A 19,936-nucleotide genomic window follows, 5' to 3' on the forward strand; every position below is an offset into this window, starting at 1 on the left:
TAATCTTTTGCTATTTCTGTGGAGCTATAAGCATTCCTTCTTTACTTATGCCGTCTTCAAAAGGACCAACACTACCAGAACCACCTGTGTAATATTCAACCTTATCTTCATTCAAAAAGGTAAAGTACGGTCTTACATGAACGATTGTTTTATTAATATTTGTCCGTATCTCATCTGTAATAGGAAAATAAACGAGCAAGTTATTAGACATAATGGTTAACGGTAAGGACAACGGTTCTCCATCAAATTGATCAAGATCATATCGATCCCAATTTTCATCAAGTGAATATAACACATGATTACTATAATATTCATTCGTCATCCCCGGAAGCCAAAATAAAATATCCTTGAGTGTGGAACCTTTTGGCCCTTGTAATTTGACTATATATCCCTTAGTTATATTAGAACCTGCATCTTGATGCACCTTGATACCCTCCACATGCCAAGCACTTGGTCTATAATCTGTCATCGTTTCTATAATCGGAAAAATCTTATAGCTCCCCTTCATAGGGAAAATCATTTGTTCTCCATTAAATGATAACCTCAACTCATATGGAATATAAGAAGCTTGCATCGTACTAGACAAAGGTGTTAATAAAGATCCTGTATTACCAACAATTCGTTCTCCATTAATATTTAATTCTATTTCTCCACTTATTAATCGCTCAGTTAACAAATTATCTTTATTAACCTCTACCTTTAAAGGGGTCTTTCCTCGTACCGATGCTATGATATCCCCGTACGAATTCAACAAAGTAATTTCATCTAAAATAGGTATATCCTCCCAAGGGGATGCTTTTTTCCACTGAACAGGTAAGGAAAACTCTAACCCCCATTCATGTTCACCCATTTCTACTCCAACGGAACCCACTTGTTTTTCTACATACAAGCCACTTGGTAATGATGATCGCATATTCCACCATAAAAGTGGTATGACTATTATTACTAACATTAGCAAAACAAAGGTTGATAGGAGCCATTTTTTCGTGAAAGGCTGCAGTTTCATATAATCTTCCCCTTTCATTTGATAAACAAAGGGCTTCATACACCAAGCTTATCCTCATTCAGCTACAAAGTTTGTATAAAATGTATGACAATAGAACAGCTTTAAGAATAAGAGATCTAAAAGTAAATAAATACCAACATGTTATTTTCTACCTCTTAACAAGAGGCTACTCAACACGGCTATTAATATCGATATAAGTAATTTGTACACGAAGCCATAAACTAAGCCTTCTCGTATGTATGTAATGATTTTTGTTATTGTAGAGGCTTCTGGCACCCAATCAATTACATAACCAAAACCTAATATATGCGGTACACTTAAAATAACATAAGAAAGAATAATTGCCACAACAAATCTTTTCATCAAATCATACATACTCCCTTCCGAGTCTTAAAGAAATTCCAGCCATGTATGTTCCGGACTATGAATTTGAATTGCATGACGAAGCCATTCTTTTTGATTTTCATTAAGGTTTGGTAAAGCTGCAAAAAAATCTTGATGATCTTTCTCTCTCGTATTTTTCACTTTATATAGAAGCACAATCTGAGGATTTAGGAAAGGAATACGTGAAGCAGAATAGCTCCAAATACTCTCGACTGGATGTGTAATTAGCGCATCTCTTCTAAATAGCCATTTGTCATTATCAGCCTCATTCAAAAGAATCTCTAATTGCTGCTGGTCATTGTATTTATGTTCAGCATGAATTTCGTGTATTGGTAGCTGCAACAATTCTTTTTCCCATCTGTATAATGTACCGTTGCTAACTTTGTTAAATTCCCAGTCTTGGAAATAATCTTTTAAGTGAAGTTGGTCCTTTCGAAAGATGGCTATTTCTAAGTCATCATGGGGTCTTGTTTGCTTTCCAATAAATAAATCTATTGCCCAGCCACCAGCAATAAACCATGGTTTATTGTACGAGGACATTAATACGTTAACCCTATTACATTGCTCAAATTTCATTAATCTCACCTCCTTGCCATACCCTCTCTACACTAGTTACCCTATCTTTACTAGTTAATAAATATACATCAGGGTTACTCAAACTCTTCCATTCGTCAAAACCAAAATGATGATTATACTTTTTCAGCAATAATGACATGATATTTCCATGAGTAACGATGATAGTACTTTCAAAATGACTATTAAAGATTTCATTTACAACACATGAAATACGATTCATCGCTTCTCGACTCGATTCTCCCCCTTTATATTTTGCATCTAAATCATCATAAGTTCGTTTTAATTTCTCAAGCCAATCAGCTAAATTTTCTTCACTTAATATTCTTTCTGTTAGCCGTTGGTCGACTTCAACTGTTACGTTTTTATGCACACTTAACGGTTCTATTGATTGAATCGCTCGAATAAATGAGCTTGATATGATTCGATCTATTTTCTTGTCAGAAAAAAAATCTGACAAAAGTCTCGCTTGTTCAAATCCTTTGTTAGTTAATTGTGCTTCTGAAGGCTGCCCTTGTGCTTCACAATGTCTAACAATATATATTTTTTTGACCATCCTACTGCTTCCTTTCTATATCATCATTAAGGATCACTAAGCTTCGATTATTATTCGATAGTAACTTTATTCTAGAATATGGCCCAAAATCAGGACGCTTATTTTTTTGCGCCAGCCTTTTAAACCTCATTTTCAAAATAAATATATAGAAATTAACTACGCAAGCTTCATTGACATATTATGAATTATCAATTCGTCTTTGTTCCTTGATGAAAAAACATCTGCCAGCTACCATTACTATATTTCCAGATTGAACTACGCAACGTATGTTGTTTGCTTTCTTCGTTATATATTCGGTAAGTTGTTAACACTACATCCTGAGACAATGGATGTATATCAAAGTCACTCAACGTCATCTTAACTGCCCCTATCCCATCGTCACTAATATCCTCATTTTTATACAAGACTCTTCCTGAACTTCCAAATTCAAAAAAATTCTCAGATAGCAATTTTTTTAATTCATTTTTAGATGCACGAATTTCTGGCTTTAATAACTTCTCTTCAAGTACAAGTAATTGTTCTTTTAGTCTATTATCTCTTTCCATTTCATACCTCATATATTTTTGCTTTTTCTATACAACGAGAATAAACATTTATATGGTACACTCAAAAACTTGAAACGAACTTCCTTTCCCATATCCATCTTTTATGTCATGAATAACAATATTTTGAAAGCCATTAGATATAAGTGTGTTTCTAAATTCTTCTAACTCATAGAGTCGCATTGAGAAATCCATTATTTCTGTTTTTTAATTTGCCCACCTTGGATTGATTGATATTTCAATTTAATACTCAGCAGTTTATTTCCCTCGTCATAATAAACTTTTCGATTATTTGAACTTTTAATCACCTTTATGCAATTAATTCCCTAGATCGTTTTTTAGAATGGTAGACTGCTAGTTTCTTGGATTGTAAGTAAATATTGTATCCGCATAAATTATAATTAGAGCTTGCGGAATAAATAGCCAAAAACCAGACACAGGAGATATGAATACTCCTAAAATCCCAATGATAAGAAAATACCAGCCAATGAAACGAGGTATTGGCTGTTGTCTTTCCTTCACATATAAATGCATAAATTGACCAATTAGAACCCAAAATATCCCACATAATAAAAACCATACTGCAGCATTACGATCATATTGTGTCCCCACAGTATTGAAAATACCTTCTTTAACAATTTCCCCCAGCACACCCCACCCTATAATTAGACCCACAATGGTGTGTAAGATTCCTGTTCCAATCAGCAATATTCCGCTCAGTTTCCAAAGTTTCATTATAATTCCCCCAATAATGTTAGTTTGTGCATATTTTAGATGCTGGAGGAGTTTTTGTATTGTAAAAATACGACATAAATTCTTTTGATAAGACTGAGAGTGGGCTTAGTCCAGAAAATTGTTTAAAAACATTAATGAAATGAGATTGATCGTAGTATCCACCTTCATATATGATGTCTAGATACTTTTGTTTTTCGTATAAGCAAATCTTTTGAGAAGTTTCAGCAAATGTAGAGAGTTTCCGATAAAATGTAGGACTTACCCCAACCAATTCGCGGAAGATTCTTTGTAGCTGCCTCTGGCTAACATTTATTTCATTACATAGGTTTTGAATCGTTGTAAAACTGCTAGAATAAGTTAATTTATCGATTACATATGCTTGGATTTTTTGATAATCAGTATTCTTGTGATAATGCTTTAATAACAATAATAAATACTTTTCTATAATTTCGACCTTCTGCTTTAACGTCGAAGAATCTTTAATTTGATACTGTAATTCGTCTCCTAATTTACCCCAAATTTCTGTAATACCCCTTAAATCATTTGTGAAATTTGCCATATTTTCATTACAAAAATGATGAAATGATCCTGGTAGAAAACGAACAGCTATCATACCTATTTTTCCTGTTGCATGTAAATCTATATAACTTTTTTGTATGCCAACTACATGGGCATCAGAAAGCTTAGATGGAATTTTTTTATCGTTAATAAATATAATAGGGGACTGATAGTGGAAGACCATCTCGATATTTATACTAGGTAAAACTCTAGGTAACTTGATTTGTTGATTGTCATTGCTAGATTCCCATATCCAATAACAATCTATAAATTCTCTCAAGTGTTTTGAAGGAGGTATGTATAAAATATCCAATACCCTCACCCTTTCATTTATGAGTTTACACTTATAATCGAATACTTTTTTTGCTATAGAAAGTTTTACCACATCACGTTTACTCTCTCCACATTATTTTTTTATTATAGTTTTATATTTAACTAAACCTTCTTGTCTTTAAAGTACTTTTTAGCTAAATATATCGTGATTTCTACCACACCATACATATATTAGGTAGTAGTGAGCTTTTAAAATTAACTTACAAAAAAAGAATTACATTGATTAATTTACCAACCTAAATAAATTATACCGAAAGGGTTTAATAGTAGTAAATATTTAACTTATAGACAAAGGTTCTCCAGCGAAATATTCCTAAAACGAAAGAAGATTATCTTTATTTCAGATTGTCACCTTAGAGTGAATGCTAATACTACTAGGCTGTTTTAGCATAGATTGAGGTTTTTTGTACACAACTAGATTTCGTAGCAACTTTTCTTCTATAAAATGATGGGTGTTGTGTAATACAACACCTTTATCTTCTAATTTAAGAATTATTGCAATAAAGTTTACGAAGTTAGCGTACTATTATCTCTATTAACATTTGATCAGCATTACACCTATAATAAGAACTTTTCTCCTTGTAAGAATTTAACACAGTTTTTTATTAAGAATGGGATAATATTGGCAAACTCTTTATGTTCTTTTGGATTTTTAGCAAGAAATGCTAAATTCTTTATTATTGCCCATAAGAAAAATGCCTCCAATACTTGAATGTAGTCATCTTGAAGATTTCTTCCTTTTTGATAATAAGAGATAAAATCTTTTCTCCCTTGTGGATTGAGATGCAGAAAAGTTATTGCTATATCATATAAATAAAAACCAAAACCACATGATGAAAAATCAATTGGGGCAGGTTGACCTTGATAAAGCACATAATTACTCTCATGAAGATCCGCATGAATTAGACCCCATGTATCTTTAGTTTTGTCCTGCGCTTTAATTATTAAGGATATTTTTTTAGTAGCTTTTTCAATTATTTCAAAATCGTTAGATGTCATTTTCCTGATTGACATCATTTTTTTTAATTGTTGAAGTGAATATATAAGATCTTCAGTTTCATAGATAGGTCTTTCAAATCCATCCGGTATGTTCCAATTAATCGAATGTTCATGTAGGGTAACCATCAATTGTGCTAGATTTTCTATTTCACTTTCAGAGGGTTGACCTTTTAATGTTTCACCTACAATATAAACTTGAAGTGTCCAATAAAAACTTGTGCCTGTGACTTTATCAAACACTAAAGTAGTTAATTCATCATATGTATTTTTTATCGTTCTTTGGACATTTAAATTTGTATCCTTTGCTATCGCTTTAAGCCATAGCAACTCTGATTCAATCATGTTAGCCGTTTTTATTCCTAAATGTTGTTTTAATACGTACTTATTATTATCATGTGCCTCAATTAAAAATGTCATATTATCATTCCACCCTAAGCTCGATATTTTTCGAACATTTAGTTTGAAATGATCATTCAACAATTGCTCAACTTGTTTGATATTATACACCTACTCACCTCTTTATCCTTAATCGTTATGATTACATCAATTAAACTTTTTGCTATCATTACTTTAATTCTTTATCATCGTTATAAATATAGAAAAAATAACCTAACACTAAACTCACCATAACAAAAGCACTGATCAAATATATATTAATGATGACCAGTGCTTTAATTACTATTTTTTTGAATATACGATTTTTTTTATTGTTTCTGTTGAAAGAAAATACTCGTCTGCTAATTGATCAATGGATCTTCCATTGTTAAATCCATTTTTAATTAAGGTGTTCCTATAGTCAATTTTCTTTCTGCCGCCAGAGTTTACTCCCCATTTTTGATAATCCTTTTTCGGTTTAGGAACATATATGATTTCCCCTGGTACATACTTTTGAAGTTCTACAAGTAATTCTTCAGGTAATTTTTCTGTAATTGTCTGTTTACTCATTTCTGCAGCCCCTTATTTAGTAAATATGATAAGGTGCAAAACCAAATGTGTCAGAAATGAACTCCTATGATTATGGTGATTTGTCACATCACCTTATGCAAAGTTTCACCTTTCAGACACTGGGCTTTGCATAAGGTACTGGAAAACTTTATGAACGTAAAAGCATTTTTCATTCTTACACTCCTTTCTAATTTAAACGGCTTTAGCTAACCTACTTTGACATGCCACAAAATAAAAACATTATGAATACTAGCCATTCTGAACAATTATAGCAAGGTGCTATTCCTACTATAATGTAAGCCAAAGATTGCTGATTGATCTATTTCAAAAAAAAGACTTATAGATAAGTTACTATATAGATATAAAGTTTTCTCATGAGTATGAGCTAGGAAGTATTATCCTATGGCTAAATTTTGCGCATTGAACCTAAAACGATATTGTATCCATCCGGGTCTTGGATACAAGTATTTTTAAACTCCCACTCGCCGTGTGTGCCAGTAAACGGCTCAACCGCAATATTTCCACCATTTCCTCGAACTTCTTCCACTAGACTGTCCAAATCATCCCAACTAACATGAATAAACGTATCCCATCCGAATTCAGGGCCTTGCCAATCAGTTGGATAATCTGAACGCTTTTTTGATGCAGCGTTAGGTCTCACATCCTCAGGAAATTCCGATTGTTGGAGAATAATAGTCATGCCGTCTCTTTTTGCGTGTCCCCAGTCATCAATTTCACATCCTAGGACATCACGGTAATATTCCTGCGATTTTATTAAGTTAGAGACTAAACGTACTTGAATCGTTTGTCCTAATTTCCCACGCTTTAGTTGGTTTACTTCCATCCCTACTCACTCCTGTTCATGAATTTATAAACTAGTTAAGTAAAATAAGGTTTCTATAATCTTTAACAGGTTCCTCCTTTGTTTTAAAAATAATCGTTCGACAAACATATAACTAGCCTCTCCCGATAATACAAATCGGGACTTCCGATAAATAACGATATAGAAACTATAATGCTAGACTTAGTCATTTGCTATCACCACACTGAAAACTTCAACAATAAAATTTGCATCTATAAATCTTGTCAATCAAATGTAGCATTATATGTAATTATAAGTTGCTGAAATATATTAGTACGTTCTCACTGGTGATATTAGGTGTAGGTGTGATATATTGCTCAGCGGTTGGAGAAGAATTGGTTTCATCGAACCCCCAAAGCTGATGCTTACATCCTCTTCATTTATAACTCTTAAAGCATCCATTAAAAAGCTGCCATCGAGTGAAATGCTTAACTCCGATTCTCCGCTTAAAGTCTTTACACTTTGGATTTCTTCTATTTGGCCTATCTGTGATGAATTTGATGAAATTTTCAATTTTGACTTATCTACAATTTCGAGGTGTATATTATTGTTTGTCCATTCATTAGCAAACAAGCTAGCTCTATCTATCCCATTTAGCAGCTGCTTCGTGTTCACAGTTATAACTGTTTTTGCATCTTTTGGTATTAACTCGTGAATGCTCGGATAATTACCTTCAATTAATCTAGAAAAAATGGAACTATTGTTCATGCTAAATGCTATATGATTCTCTGTTGCATGAATTTCTATTATGTCAGATTCATGATCTATTAACTTGGTTAATTCATTTAAGCAAGAACTAGGGACAATGAATGATTTATGGATGTTTGATTCAATCATGTGCTCTCTAAGAGCTAGTCTATGAGAATTTGTCGCTGCAACAGTTAACCTACCTTGTTGAAATAACATAAGCACACCTGTTAATATTGGTCTCGATTCATTTTTGGATACTGCAAATGATGTTTGTTTAATGATGTCAATAAAATCTTTACCTGTTATTGTACCGACTTGACTCTCATCCATTTCTGGTATGCTAGGGTATTCATCTGCATTCATACCATTTAAGCTAGTGATTATGTCAGCTGATTGAATCGTCACAGTGTGATTATCATTTGCTTTAACATGAATTTGATCAGGTAACTTCTTAACTATTTCATGTAAGTATTTCGCTGAAATCACAATACTGCCTGTATGATAAATATCCACTATGCGTAAGCCATCAATTACAGCTGGAATAGTTTTTTCTATTACAATATCAGAATTACTCCCTATAAGAGTTAAACTGTCCTGATTTGCAATCACTTTAACTCCTGTAAGTATAGGAAGAGGTGTTTTGTATGATATAGCTCTACTTACTTCTTTCATCGCTTTTTTAAAATGTTCATTGTTTATTGTAAATTCCATTAGAAAGTCTCCTCTTATTTCAAGCTCTACATTAACAAATGCTTGATTTTCCAATCTAAAATAATTTAATAAAACACTAATTCCTCATTCTAAAGTAGTAATTAAAGATCCATCCTTCCCCCCATTTATTATTATGAGGATTTATTAAAATGAAATCAAAGCTTCTTTTCATAACTCTGTTGCTATATTTTCACTAACTTTATTTAAAAGCCACAAAAACATATAACTCCTAAACGAAGAGATTACTTATATGGATTGAAAGACAACGAAATCGAAAACAATAGCCCTTTTACATTTGTCCAAGGAGTGAATACAATGCGATTCAGCCATCATTTTTATTTTTATATAAGTAGTGAAGCTACTAGATTATTTTCAAGAGTGTTTTATGTCATGACTATTACTACATTTATTTTTAAAACAAGTGGTTCTGCCACAATGGCCGCCATGTTTCCGTTAATCGATGTATTATCGACATTACTTGCTGGTTTTGTGGCTCCCTTAGTTATGGACAAAATCAGATTAAAGCCATTAATTTTCGTATCCAAAGGGCTAAATACGATAATCTTACTTTTAATTCTTTTAACTTTTACAATGTTTTCTCATTCAATAATGACCTTATTGATTTTCGTTTTTATTAGATCTTTTATAGACGGGTTGATCAGTCCTGCAAACTCCGCCATGCTTCCACGTATCGTATTGAAAAACCAGTTAGTGAAAGCAAATGGCTTTTTATCCATTACAAATCAAACATTAACTGTTCTTGGGTATACTCTTAGGGGCTTTATCGTAGTAAAGATAGGTGTTGTGCATTCATTACAACTAACCTTATTCATATCTTTACTATCATTCTTCTTATTTTATTTCGTGAAAGACGAGAAGGAAATGATCACCAATCATGCAACAAAAAAATCAGCATTCAGTTCCATGAGTGAAGGGTACTTATCACTATGGAAAAATCCAGCTTTGCGAATCATTACAACGATGGATATATTAGAAGGAATCGCCAATGGTGTATGGATTGGAGCGAACATCCTAGTATACGTAATTGAATTTTTGAATAAAGATGAAGCTTGGTGGGGGTACATTAGCGGTAGCTACTATATAGGTACAATTCTAGGTGGGTTATTCGTTGTTTCATTTTCAAAGTGGGTTAGTCATCGCCTGATCGCTAGCATGATTATTGGATCATTCGTAGTTAGCATTTTCACATTAATTTTCGGATTAACAACTAACCCGTTTGTACCAATATTGTTAAGTATTATTAATGGACCTGCATATCAATTACGTGATATTTCTCAACAAACTCTCTTTCAACAAAACGTGGAAGACAAACATTTACCGAAGGTTTTTGCAGCAAAAGGACTATTAACATCTGCTACACTTGGAATTTCTATAGGTATCATGGGTGTAATCTCAGATACATTCGGTGTACAGTATACTTTTTTCATAGCAGCGAGCTTATATGGTATTTCAGCCGTCCTTGCTTTGTTTATTTGGAGGAAAAACAAACAACAATTGAAAGCGGAGTTAACTTAAGGCTTTTTTTCGTAAGCTGTTTTCGCATTAATTGTTGCTTTTCGTAATTAGAGCTAAATACGATTATAACTAACGTTCGTGGCATCTTTTCTTCGGTACAACAAAAACTAACATATAAAACCACTTTTTATGTTAATAAGCAACAAAGTTTACGAAAAGAGCCTTTCGTAAACTTTATTGCAATCTTTACTGTATATGGATAGTAAGAACAAGTATTATTAGAACCCACACGTTTAAGTAGAAAAGGTACTACGAAAGCTGGATGTATACATTCTTACTAGTAAAGTCATACTTACAAAAACAGCAACTCCCCTTCCGACTATATATTTTTAGCTACTTTTTTAATTAAACTCCCTTTTTTATAATATTCTTTAAATGTTTCTTGATTAGTAAAAAATACTCCGACAAGCACCAAAATTGAACCAAAGATAGAAATCAAGTAGATTTCTTCACTTAAAAGGGTAATACCTAATATCATCGCAATAATAGGTGAAACGTATAACCATGTAGAAGGAAAAACTGGATTTGTCTTACCAACTAGCCAATAAAAAATACCATGACCTAAAATTGAACCAAAGAAAATCAAATATATGAGTGATAGCTGTGCGGTCATATTGGAGAACGAGGCTAAATTTGGTCGTTCAATTATTAATGAGAGCAGAAAAAGCATGATACCTCCGAAAAGCATTTGAAAGCCATTTAATAAAAACGGGGAAAACTGTGAGCTTGATGACATTATTTTTTTTGACCTTATTGTCCCAACGCTGTAGAACAGCTGGCCTAGAATTACAACAATGGAACCAATAATCCAAATCGCATTCACATCACCATTCATTCCTGGCCATGCTATGAGCGCTACACCACATAAGCTTGCAATCAAACCAAGCACTTGTATAGGTGAAAATTTTGATTTATCCTCATATTTTTTTAGTAAAAAGACCATAATCGGTCCGAATGCAGACAATACAGCAGCTAAACCTGAAGGAATATGCTGTTCTGCCCAATAAAGTGTTGAAAATGTGCCAAATGTTAAGAAGAAACCTATGATGGCTAATTGCAATATCATACGTAAAGGCGGAAATGGAGCTTGTCGAATTTTATAGAACAGTATAACAATTACTCCAGCAATAAAAAACCTTAGTGATGCAGAAAAAAAAGGTGCAACTCCTGCATCAATACCTATCTTTATTGCAAAAAAGGTTGTTCCAAATATGATACATATAAATAAATAATTAAATAAAATCATATTACCCACTCCCCAATCGCTGTTTGTTTAGGTAATATTAAAATAAATATTCTATAACAGTAAAACACTTAATATAACAGTTTAAAGAAAGGATGATGACATTGAATATATCTCTTTCAAAAGATTCTGATCACTCATTACCTGAGCAAATATACCTATCATTATCAGATCGTATTAAAACAGGCTTAATGTCAGAAGGAGATAGATTACCATCTGTTCGAAAGCTTGCTGATCAACTACATGTTAGTTTAGTCACCGTTCAAAAAGCATATGAATTACTTGAAAAAAAGCAATTAATAGAAAGAAGACATGGTAAGGGGAGTTATGTAAAAAAACAACATGAGCAACAAGAAGAGATATCTCATCATAACTGGCAAAATATGATTGTTGATTATTTACCGAGGGCACAAACATGGAAGGAGATGAAATCATTTTCTAATCAACTTACATATAACTTATCACTCGCTAACTTGAGCGAAGAATTCTTGCCAGTAAAAGAATTAACTGCAGTTACTAAAAAAGTCATTACAGCTGAGCCAAATATTTTAACTACTTATGGCCCTGGACCTGGAGATAAAATTTTACGTGAAACGATATGTGAATACCTTTCTCATTATGGCTTATCATCAACCGCTGATCAAATCATCATCTCAACTGGCGTCCAGCAAGGGCTCGATTTAGTTGCTAAGACTTTTCTTAATGAAGGAGATGTCGTATTGGTCGAAGCACCAACATATATTGGCATTATTGATTTATTTAAATCCCGTGGCGTAACCATTAAAACGATACCTACCAATAAAGATGGAATCAATGTTAACGTGCTTTTACGTTTATGTGAGCAATTTTCACCAAAGCTCATATACACAAATCCCACTTTCCAAAACCCAATGGGGACAATACTTCCTCCAAAAAAGAGAAGGAGATTAATAGAAATTGCACAGGCTTTCAATGTAATCGTTATTGAAGACGATCCTTGGACAGAGCTAACTATAGAAGGTTCTGCAAAGCCTATCAAATCCATGGATGAGTACGGTCATGTAATTTATATGAGGGGGTTTAGCAAAACAATATCTCCTGGTCTTAGGATAGGCTGCATCGTAGCAAATGGGAAAATATTAAATAAGTTAAAGGCTGCTAAAAGTGTCTCAGACCTCGGCTCCCCATTATTAAATCAACGAATTCTTGCACGATTTATGCAAACATTTAACTTTGAAAAGCATTTTATGAAACAAAATTCTTTATTAAAATATCGAAGGAACCTCCTCATTCAAGCACTAAAAAGCTTAAAGGTAGAAGGTGTTACATGGACGGTTCCTAAAGGTGGACCCGTCATGTGGATTACTTTTCCTACTCACATAAACACAGAACATCTATTATTACATGCACAGAAGCAAGAGCTATCGTTTCTACCTTCAGCGATGTGCTACCCAAACGATCCAGAATATCACCATTTAAGAATTAGTTATGGCAATTTAAATATTACTGCATTTGAGAAGGCATTAAGTATTTTTGTAAATGTAACAAACGACTTTATGGAATCATATAATCCACAGCTAGAAGATTCACCACTTTTCTAGTCTCATTTCGATAAAAACCAGGAACCTATTACAGTTTCCTGGTTTTTGCACCTCATAATATATAGTCGTGATATTATCTGAGAACGTAAGTCATTTATCCAAAGGCGGGATTTAAAATTCCATACATATGGTCATTCTTTCCTGGTAAATCTTTAGCATATAAAGTCATTTGTGGAGATAATAGTATGTTTTTAAAATCATACCTCTGTTCTAATTCATTAATAAAATCCGCTTGATTTGAAGGTACATCAATTTGTATTGAACATGCGTGATGTCCAAAAATGTTGGATATTAATAGCTTAGCTATGCTAGGGTCTTTAGCTATCAACGGACTAACCCTGATCGCATCTCCTACTTTCATTGTCATGCTAAACCCTTTAAGCATTCGATCCTCTCCCCTTACAACGAAACCACTTTCCATATTATAAAAAAGTTGTTCATACATTGCACTGCGATTAAGTCCAAATGCTTCTATATCTAACTGAATCACATCTATTAAATCTTCTATATTCATCTGTTCAATTTTCTCAAGCTCTCCTTGTTTTAACGCTAAATAACTATTATCTAACTGTAATCTATGGATATTTCTTATTGCTTTAAAACCAAGAGATTTGTACAAAGGAAACCCTTCTGGAGAAGAGACAAGTGAGATTGGTGAATCTAATTTATTAGCTTCTTCCATACATATTGTCATTAATTGTTTAGCTAATCCCTTACGACGATATCGCGGATGGACACAAACAATACCAATTGATGCAAGATTATTCTCATACTGAAAAATTCCTGCACATGATATAAGTCTGTTGTTATCGTAATGACCATAGAAAGCTCCTACAGATATCATTAGCTCAAACTGTTGCCCAGTAAAGCTCCAAGCTACGCTCGTTGTTAGTACTAGTAGGTCATCTATATTATCTATTCTTTTAACCTTATATTCCAGTTTATTCACCTTTTTCTCCCTTCCACAATTTAGCAAAATAATATTATATTAGATTACTTTATTTTACCTATTTTTACAATAAGACGTTAAATTAAAGGAAGGGTATAACTTATAACAAAAAACGACAGGTCCAAGATCGCCTGTCGTTCACTATTTATTGCTGTTTCGGGAGTGTAAAATAAAATGTGCTTCCTTCACCTTGTTTACTTTGCACACCAATTTCTCCGCCATGTAAATCTATTATAGATTTAGATATTGCTAGTCCTAATCCAGCACCGCCATGAGCTTTGTTACGTGATTTTTCAACTCGATAAAACCGTTCAAAAATATGTGGAAGCTCTGATTCGTGGATACCTTCCCCTTCGTCAGTAACACTGACCTTAACACAATCTACACTTTCCTTCACTTCAATTTCTAGCTGACTTCCTCTCGGAGCATACCGTATGGCATTTTGTAAAAAATTAATAAGCACTCGCTTTATTTTTTCAGGCATAATCATTAGCGGCGAAAGCTTATCTGGTATTTGAACCGATATCTTCAAGCCGTGCTCTTCAATTTGAAAGTATTGATTTTGAAGTGTTTCAACAATTAAGCTATCTAGGTGATATCGGGTAGGTTCAAATGCCTCAGTACCTGCCTCAAGCTGAGAAAGTTGAAATAAATCATTAATCAGATGATCTAGTCTTTTCGTTTCAAGACGTATTGTTTTTAAATATTGATCAAACGTTTGTTTATCTTCAATAACATCATCCTGCAGGGCTTCAACAAACGATTGAATTGAAGCCAATGGAGTACGTAAGTCATGTGAAATATTTGCAACAAGTTCTTTTCTCGATGCTTCAGCTTGCTTGATCTTTGTAAAGCTTTCCTCAAGCTTGCTGCTCATTTCATTAAAATGCTCTGCCAATTGCTGAAATTCTTTAGGCCCTATTGAGGAAACTTTACCTTCAAATTTACCCTCTGCAATTTTTTTTGATTCTAATCTAATAAGAGTTATCGCCTTTTCAATGGGTCTAATTAACAACCCATGAATAAAAAATGATAAAATACCAGCCGCTACGGTTACAATCGTTAAAAGCTCAATCGCCTCATTAGGGAGTAGCATTCGAACATAGCTTATCGTAAGGAATATTAATATGATAATAATACTTAGTGCATTAGCAATTAGTAGTTGCGTGCGCATCTTCATAACAATTCACGCCCAGTAAACTTATAACCTATACCCCATACAGTTTGAAGAAAGACAGGTTCTGATGGATTCTGTTCTATTTTTTCACGAAGTCTTCTAATATGAACAGTGACTGTAGTTGTATCCCCAAAGAAATCAATGTCCCATATTTTATCTAATAGTTGGCTCCTTGAAAACACTTGATTTGGGTGGCTTGCAAGTAAAAACAACATGTCAAATTCTTTAACAGTTAATTCAATATTATTATTAAACGCTACCACCTTACGCATTTCAGAATCAATTTCTAAGCCATCAAATTTAAGCTTAGTCGTTGTCGATTTCTCAGTTGACTTCTTACTACCAACATGAATCCTACGAAAGATAGCTTTCACCCGCAATACGAGCTCACGGGGACTGAATGGCTTCGTCATATAATCGTCTGCCCCTAGCGTCAGTCCCATGAGTCGATCCATTTCTTCTCCTCTTGCAGTGAGCATAATGATGGGTACATCGTCCTCATTTCTTATTTCTTCACACACTTCCCAGCCATCTTTTTTTGGCATCATCACATCGAGGACAATCAAATCCGGTTTGTGGCTTCGCCAAAGTGTTATGCCTTCTTCTCCATTTGATGCTAATAAAACGTCATAACCTTCCCGTTCTAAGTAACGTTTTGAAACATCTGTTATGTTGGACTCATCATCAACAACTAAGATTTTCTGTGACATCCACTATCCACCTCTTACCTCTTTTCTCGTATTGTACCACGAGAGTGGATATTATTGCTTTTCAAGCATTGCGTAGCCGAAATCAACATCAAACGCACGACACCAAACGACTACTTTGTTATACTCACTTAAATCTACACCCTCAGGAATTTCATAGTTTTGATCACCTTGATTACCTTTTAATTTCCCTAAATCAACACCCTCACTCGTAGGCTGCCCTTCTTTAGTTAAATAAACTTTAAGATCGGGACCGTTCGTTACCGAGAATTGTTCAAACCGTATATACATTTTGCCATCTGCTGTGACAGTGAATGCATTACCGCTAATATTATGCTCATTATCAACTTCAACAAATGTTCCAGCGTAGGATTCGTTAGACATTTCTTTATCTTTGTTCATTGCTTCTTCAGATGCATCATCACTCATTTCTTCTTTTTCAGACATGCCCTCCTTATCTTCACCTTCCATTGTTTCTTCCATATCAGACATGCCTTCCTTATCTTCACCCTCCATTGTTTCTTCCATATCAGACATGCCTTCCTTATCTTCACCCTCCATTGTTTCTTCCATGTCAGACATACCTTCCTTATCTTCATCTTTCATTGTTTCTTCCATATCATCTTTCATCGCTTCTTCATCAGAACCCATATCTTCTTTATCATCCATCATTTCTCCTTGTTCACCGGATGCGTTTGCAGAACCAGGTAACGGCTCATTCACTTGCTTGTCTAAAAACAATGGTGACAATAACCACCACCCTATTAATACTGCTACGATACCGATACCTGTAAAAAACAGACTTTTTTTATTCATAATTTCGTTCACCCTTTCTATTATTGTACACTACTATAATCGCGGATGAACCTTATCAAACAATAACAAAAATCTTACAAAAGTATTAAATGAAATTATGTCAAAAAAAGAAAGTATTCTACGTTTACTATCTTATCTTTCAAAAATGATTGGCTCTAATAACACTTTTTCCATAATGAGTGTATCTAAGCTTTTGAAAGAGTAACCTTGTTCATGAAGATCGTCTATCGCCTTTCCAAGTGCCTCTGTATTATCTTTTGATACTGCATGTAAAAGGATGACTGCACCAGGATGAATTTGTTTCATGATGTTATCATACGCATACTTCCAGCCTTTCTGTTGATCAATATGCCAATCAATGAATGCCAATGACCAAAAAACATTATGATAACCGAGCTGTTCTGATATGGCTAATGTTCGTTCACTAAAGATTCCTCTAGGTGGACGTAAGAAACTCATACCTTTTTGAGCTGTTAACTCCTCGGTTTTTTTCTTGACTGACTCCAACTCCTGTTTTAAACGCTCATCACTAACAGTTGTAAAATCAGGGTGCTTCCATGAATGATTACCAATGATATGTCCTTCTTCTACCATCCGTTTGACTAAACTCGGTTGATCTTTAAGATAATGACCTGTCAAGAAAAAAGTTGCTTTCACATCTTTCTCTTTTAAAACGTCTAATATTTTGGCAGTATATTGGTTATTTTCATACCCGTTATCAAACGTTAAATATATATCTTTTTTTGATGTATCCCCTATATAAAAGCTATTGTATTTTTCAAGTAATTGGTCAAGTTCCTCACCAGCTGAAGGTGGTTCATTATTCGTACTTCTTTTAAACCCCCAATGAATCGGCTCGTTAGATTCACTCGCTTCTGTTGTATATGAAAAAGTAATTGCTAATAATAGCGATAGAAAAATTGCTTGTATGAATCGAATCTTCAATCGACACCCTCCTAATAATGTAAGTTCAACATATTTTTATTAGTTTTTTACGTTAGTTGAATTTCATACTAGGTAGAGTTTTCCGATGTCTATTTTATAAAGCTGTTTTCGTATAGATTGTTTTTCGCACAAAAAAACAAACATAGTTCATCTTTTCTTCTATAAAACGATGACTTCTTTGTTAGAAACTTTGGCAACACAGTTTACGACAAGAGCCAATTATAAAAATGAAACCTTTGATGCATATAGACGTAGTACAAGATATATATGCGGAGGGAGGAAGAACAAAGTGAAATTTGTTATTTTACTTACGATCTCTTTATTTATGATGCCTTGGACAAAACAAGAAAGACAATCTACAGTAAAAATAATGTGGATTCCTGTGCTTTTTTGGTTAGTTATTGGAATATTAGAGTATTTCTTTTTAATTGATAATCAAATAAGTTCAATTTTAACAACCTACACAATTGTTGCAGCAGGTTTTATTATTCTTAGTTCGTATTTTTATGAGAACGATAATAAAGTTTTGATGATTAAAGCAACGTTAAGTGTACTCCTCATTACAGCTTTTGTTTATACGACCTTTTTTCATTCAATGATCATTGCTAAAAATAAATATGAAGGAGTCAATTTTGAAGTTCATGATATATCAGAACCTTTTACCAATGAGGATACACCTTTTTCTGTCCCACCAGAAACTGCTCGTAATAAAATGCTAAAAGTTTTTGGTAACATTGATAATGTCTCATATTTTGAACTCGGTGATTTAACACCACAAATCGTCAACGGTGAGACATTATATGTAGCACCTATAGAAGCTTCTGGTTTTTTCAAAGCAAGAAAAGCCGGTTCCACTCCTGGGTACATTACAATGTCAGGTACAAACCCTGACGCAGAAGCCAGTCTCGCCTTAGGCTATGAGATGCAATATGTACCTAGCATGTATTTTAATGATAACCTTCAACGAATTGTTCGCAAGGCATTTCCTAAAGGGATATTTTATGGTGAACCGAAATTTGAGATAGCTGATGATGGTAAACCTTTTTATACAATGACATATGGTGATAAAGTTTCTCTACGTTCTGGATTTAATGTCAAAGGAGTAATTTTAGTAGACCCTAACACTGGTGATATTCAGAAGTATACTAAAGAAAAAGCACCTGCATTTATCGATGGTGTGCTCAATTTCGAAACAGCTTCACTCCAAAATGAATACTTCGGATATCTGGCACATGGTTATTGGAACAGCTTATTTTCTCAAACAGATGTTAAAATACCTACCGATTGGGGTACGTACGAAGGCGTAACACCTATTTTTGGGAAGAGTGGAAAAATGTATTACTTTACAGACTTTACCTCTCCGAAAGAAGGTGTAGATTCAGCACTTGGTTACTCTCTCATTGACGCACGAACAGGTGAATTAAACTACTATAACGGTGAATTAGTAAAGGGGGTTATGGATGGCTCTGCAGCTGAAGAGGTTGTCGATAATACTTTTAAAAAGGAAAAGTGGCATGGTACGATGCCAGTTATTTACAACGTGTACGGTGAACCAAGTTGGGTTGTACCTGTTACAGATGATGGTGGTCTAGTTCGTCAGTATGCAGTGATCTTAGCGTCAAATGCAAAAGTTTTTGCTACTGGATCAACACAAAAAGAAGCATTCAATAAGTATAAAAGCGCCCTTTCTAGAACCGACTCCACACACCGCGCCTCTACAACTAGTGAAGAAAAGAATATAGAAGGGGATGTTCTTCGTGTTTATAAGGAAATTGATGATGGTGTAACTTTTATTTTTATACTTCTAGATAATAGCGATAAAATATTCATGGTTTCTTCCAGTGACTTTCCATATGCAATGTTTACTGAGCAAGGAGATACTCTAAAGCTAGAGTATGCAGATAATAATGAACAAATCGTTTCCGTTAATCAATATCAAAACCTAGGGATTGATTAACATACACTTAAACAAGGCTAGTGCAAAATTACACTAGTCTTGTTTTTTAGTAAACCATTTAAATTGGCCCGTATATTCAGAATTTGAACCGTAAATCATCTAATTTGGCCCGTTTATTCAGAATTTGAACCG

20 protein-coding genes and 1 pseudogene are annotated in these 19,936 nt (G+C 33.8%); 3 read left to right on the top strand and 18 right to left on the bottom strand.

Annotated features, from left to right (window positions below; translation table 11 throughout):
* Positions 1 to 10 precede the first annotated feature (10 nt).
* The 12 genes and pseudogenes from SLH48_RS11955 to dnaN form a co-directional block, all read right to left on the bottom strand.
* The gene (locus SLH48_RS11955) at positions 11 to 1,006 is read right to left on the bottom strand and encodes a hypothetical protein (protein WP_320258350.1); all 996 of its coding nucleotides are present in this window, start codon (positions 1,004 to 1,006) and stop codon (positions 11 to 13) included.
* A gap of 141 nt (positions 1,007 to 1,147) precedes the next feature.
* The gene (locus SLH48_RS11960; RefSeq protein ID WP_413785413.1) at positions 1,148 to 1,372 is read right to left on the bottom strand and encodes a hypothetical protein; all 225 of its coding nucleotides are present in this window, start codon (positions 1,370 to 1,372) and stop codon (positions 1,148 to 1,150) included.
* Between the two features lie 24 nt (positions 1,373 to 1,396).
* Complete coding sequence (locus SLH48_RS11965; protein ID WP_320258351.1) at positions 1,397 to 1,966, bottom strand: nucleotidyltransferase domain-containing protein; 570 nt, start codon at positions 1,964 to 1,966, stop codon at positions 1,397 to 1,399.
* The gene (locus SLH48_RS11970) at positions 1,956 to 2,519 is read right to left on the bottom strand and encodes a histidine phosphatase family protein (RefSeq protein WP_320258352.1); all 564 of its coding nucleotides are present in this window, start codon (positions 2,517 to 2,519) and stop codon (positions 1,956 to 1,958) included. The genes SLH48_RS11965 and SLH48_RS11970 overlap by 11 nt, the downstream gene beginning before the upstream one ends.
* 188 nt (positions 2,520 to 2,707) lie before the next feature.
* A complete protein-coding gene (locus tag SLH48_RS11975) occupies positions 2,708 to 3,064 on the bottom strand; it encodes a DUF4440 domain-containing protein (protein WP_214480642.1) in 357 nt (118 codons plus the stop codon).
* A 48-nt stretch (positions 3,065 to 3,112) separates the two neighbouring features.
* A pseudogene (locus tag SLH48_RS11980) lies at positions 3,113 to 3,348 on the bottom strand (SAM-dependent methyltransferase); the annotation flags it as partial.
* Positions 3,349 to 3,415: 67 nt separating this feature from the next.
* Entirely contained in the window at positions 3,416 to 3,796 is a 381-nt protein-coding gene (locus tag SLH48_RS11985) for a DUF6463 family protein (protein WP_320258353.1), read from the bottom strand.
* 19 nt (positions 3,797 to 3,815) lie between these two features.
* The gene (locus tag SLH48_RS11990) at positions 3,816 to 4,667 is read right to left on the bottom strand and encodes a helix-turn-helix domain-containing protein (RefSeq protein WP_320258354.1); all 852 of its coding nucleotides are present in this window, start codon (positions 4,665 to 4,667) and stop codon (positions 3,816 to 3,818) included.
* Between the two features lie 578 nt (positions 4,668 to 5,245).
* Positions 5,246 to 6,103: a phosphotransferase enzyme family protein gene (locus SLH48_RS11995; protein ID WP_320258355.1), complete on the bottom strand. Its 858-nt coding sequence runs from the start codon at positions 6,101 to 6,103 to the stop codon at positions 5,246 to 5,248.
* A 261-nt stretch (positions 6,104 to 6,364) separates the two neighbouring features.
* Positions 6,365 to 6,631: a CD3324 family protein gene (locus SLH48_RS12000; RefSeq protein WP_320258356.1), complete on the bottom strand. Its 267-nt coding sequence runs from the start codon at positions 6,629 to 6,631 to the stop codon at positions 6,365 to 6,367.
* A gap of 406 nt (positions 6,632 to 7,037) precedes the next feature.
* Entirely contained in the window at positions 7,038 to 7,475 is a 438-nt protein-coding gene (locus tag SLH48_RS12005; RefSeq protein WP_320258357.1) for a VOC family protein, read from the bottom strand.
* A 288-nt stretch (positions 7,476 to 7,763) separates the two neighbouring features.
* The gene (gene dnaN, locus SLH48_RS12010) at positions 7,764 to 8,894 is read right to left on the bottom strand and encodes a DNA polymerase III subunit beta (RefSeq protein WP_320258358.1); all 1,131 of its coding nucleotides are present in this window, start codon (positions 8,892 to 8,894) and stop codon (positions 7,764 to 7,766) included.
* Between the two features lie 315 nt (positions 8,895 to 9,209).
* On the opposite strand from dnaN, the gene SLH48_RS12015 reads away from it, so the two are divergent.
* Positions 9,210 to 10,430 carry an MFS transporter gene (locus tag SLH48_RS12015; protein WP_320258359.1) on the top strand — a complete coding sequence of 407 codons (1,221 nt, stop codon included), beginning with the start codon at positions 9,210 to 9,212 and terminating at the stop codon, positions 10,428 to 10,430.
* A gap of 319 nt (positions 10,431 to 10,749) precedes the next feature.
* Here SLH48_RS12015 and SLH48_RS12020 read toward each other — a convergent pair whose 3' ends face one another.
* Positions 10,750 to 11,676: a DMT family transporter gene (locus tag SLH48_RS12020; RefSeq protein WP_320258360.1), complete on the bottom strand. Its 927-nt coding sequence runs from the start codon at positions 11,674 to 11,676 to the stop codon at positions 10,750 to 10,752.
* Positions 11,677 to 11,777: 101 nt separating this feature from the next.
* On the opposite strand from SLH48_RS12020, the gene SLH48_RS12025 reads away from it, so the two are divergent.
* Positions 11,778 to 13,253 (top strand): PLP-dependent aminotransferase family protein, encoded by a 1,476-nt coding sequence (locus tag SLH48_RS12025; protein WP_320258361.1) that lies wholly within the window; start codon positions 11,778 to 11,780, stop codon positions 13,251 to 13,253.
* A gap of 94 nt (positions 13,254 to 13,347) precedes the next feature.
* On the opposite strand, the gene SLH48_RS12030 is transcribed toward SLH48_RS12025, so the two are convergent.
* From SLH48_RS12030 to pdaA, 5 genes are all read right to left on the bottom strand, one after another.
* Positions 13,348 to 14,202 (bottom strand): GNAT family N-acetyltransferase, encoded by an 855-nt coding sequence (locus tag SLH48_RS12030; RefSeq protein ID WP_320258362.1) that lies wholly within the window; start codon positions 14,200 to 14,202, stop codon positions 13,348 to 13,350.
* A 145-nt stretch (positions 14,203 to 14,347) separates the two neighbouring features.
* The gene (locus SLH48_RS12035) at positions 14,348 to 15,382 is read right to left on the bottom strand and encodes a HAMP domain-containing sensor histidine kinase (protein ID WP_320258363.1); all 1,035 of its coding nucleotides are present in this window, start codon (positions 15,380 to 15,382) and stop codon (positions 14,348 to 14,350) included.
* A complete protein-coding gene (locus SLH48_RS12040) occupies positions 15,379 to 16,089 on the bottom strand; it encodes a response regulator transcription factor (RefSeq protein ID WP_214480656.1) in 711 nt (236 codons plus the stop codon). Before SLH48_RS12040 ends, SLH48_RS12035 begins: the two co-directional genes overlap by 4 nt.
* 51 nt (positions 16,090 to 16,140) lie before the next feature.
* Positions 16,141 to 16,902 carry a DM13 domain-containing protein gene (locus tag SLH48_RS12045; protein ID WP_320258364.1) on the bottom strand — a complete coding sequence of 254 codons (762 nt, stop codon included), beginning with the start codon at positions 16,900 to 16,902 and terminating at the stop codon, positions 16,141 to 16,143.
* A gap of 132 nt (positions 16,903 to 17,034) precedes the next feature.
* A complete protein-coding gene (gene pdaA, locus SLH48_RS12050; RefSeq protein WP_413785417.1) occupies positions 17,035 to 17,799 on the bottom strand; it encodes a delta-lactam-biosynthetic de-N-acetylase in 765 nt (254 codons plus the stop codon).
* 337 nt (positions 17,800 to 18,136) lie between these two features.
* Here pdaA and SLH48_RS12055 point away from each other — a divergent pair, with 337 nt between their 5' ends.
* Positions 18,137 to 19,804: a DUF3981 domain-containing protein gene (locus tag SLH48_RS12055; protein WP_320258366.1), complete on the top strand. Its 1,668-nt coding sequence runs from the start codon at positions 18,137 to 18,139 to the stop codon at positions 19,802 to 19,804.
* Positions 19,805 to 19,936 lie beyond the last annotated feature (132 nt).

It is taken from the genome of Cytobacillus sp. IB215316 (genome assembly GCF_033963865.1).
In the GTDB taxonomy this organism is placed as follows: domain Bacteria; phylum Bacillota; class Bacilli; order Bacillales; family SM2101; genus Nanhaiella; species Nanhaiella sioensis.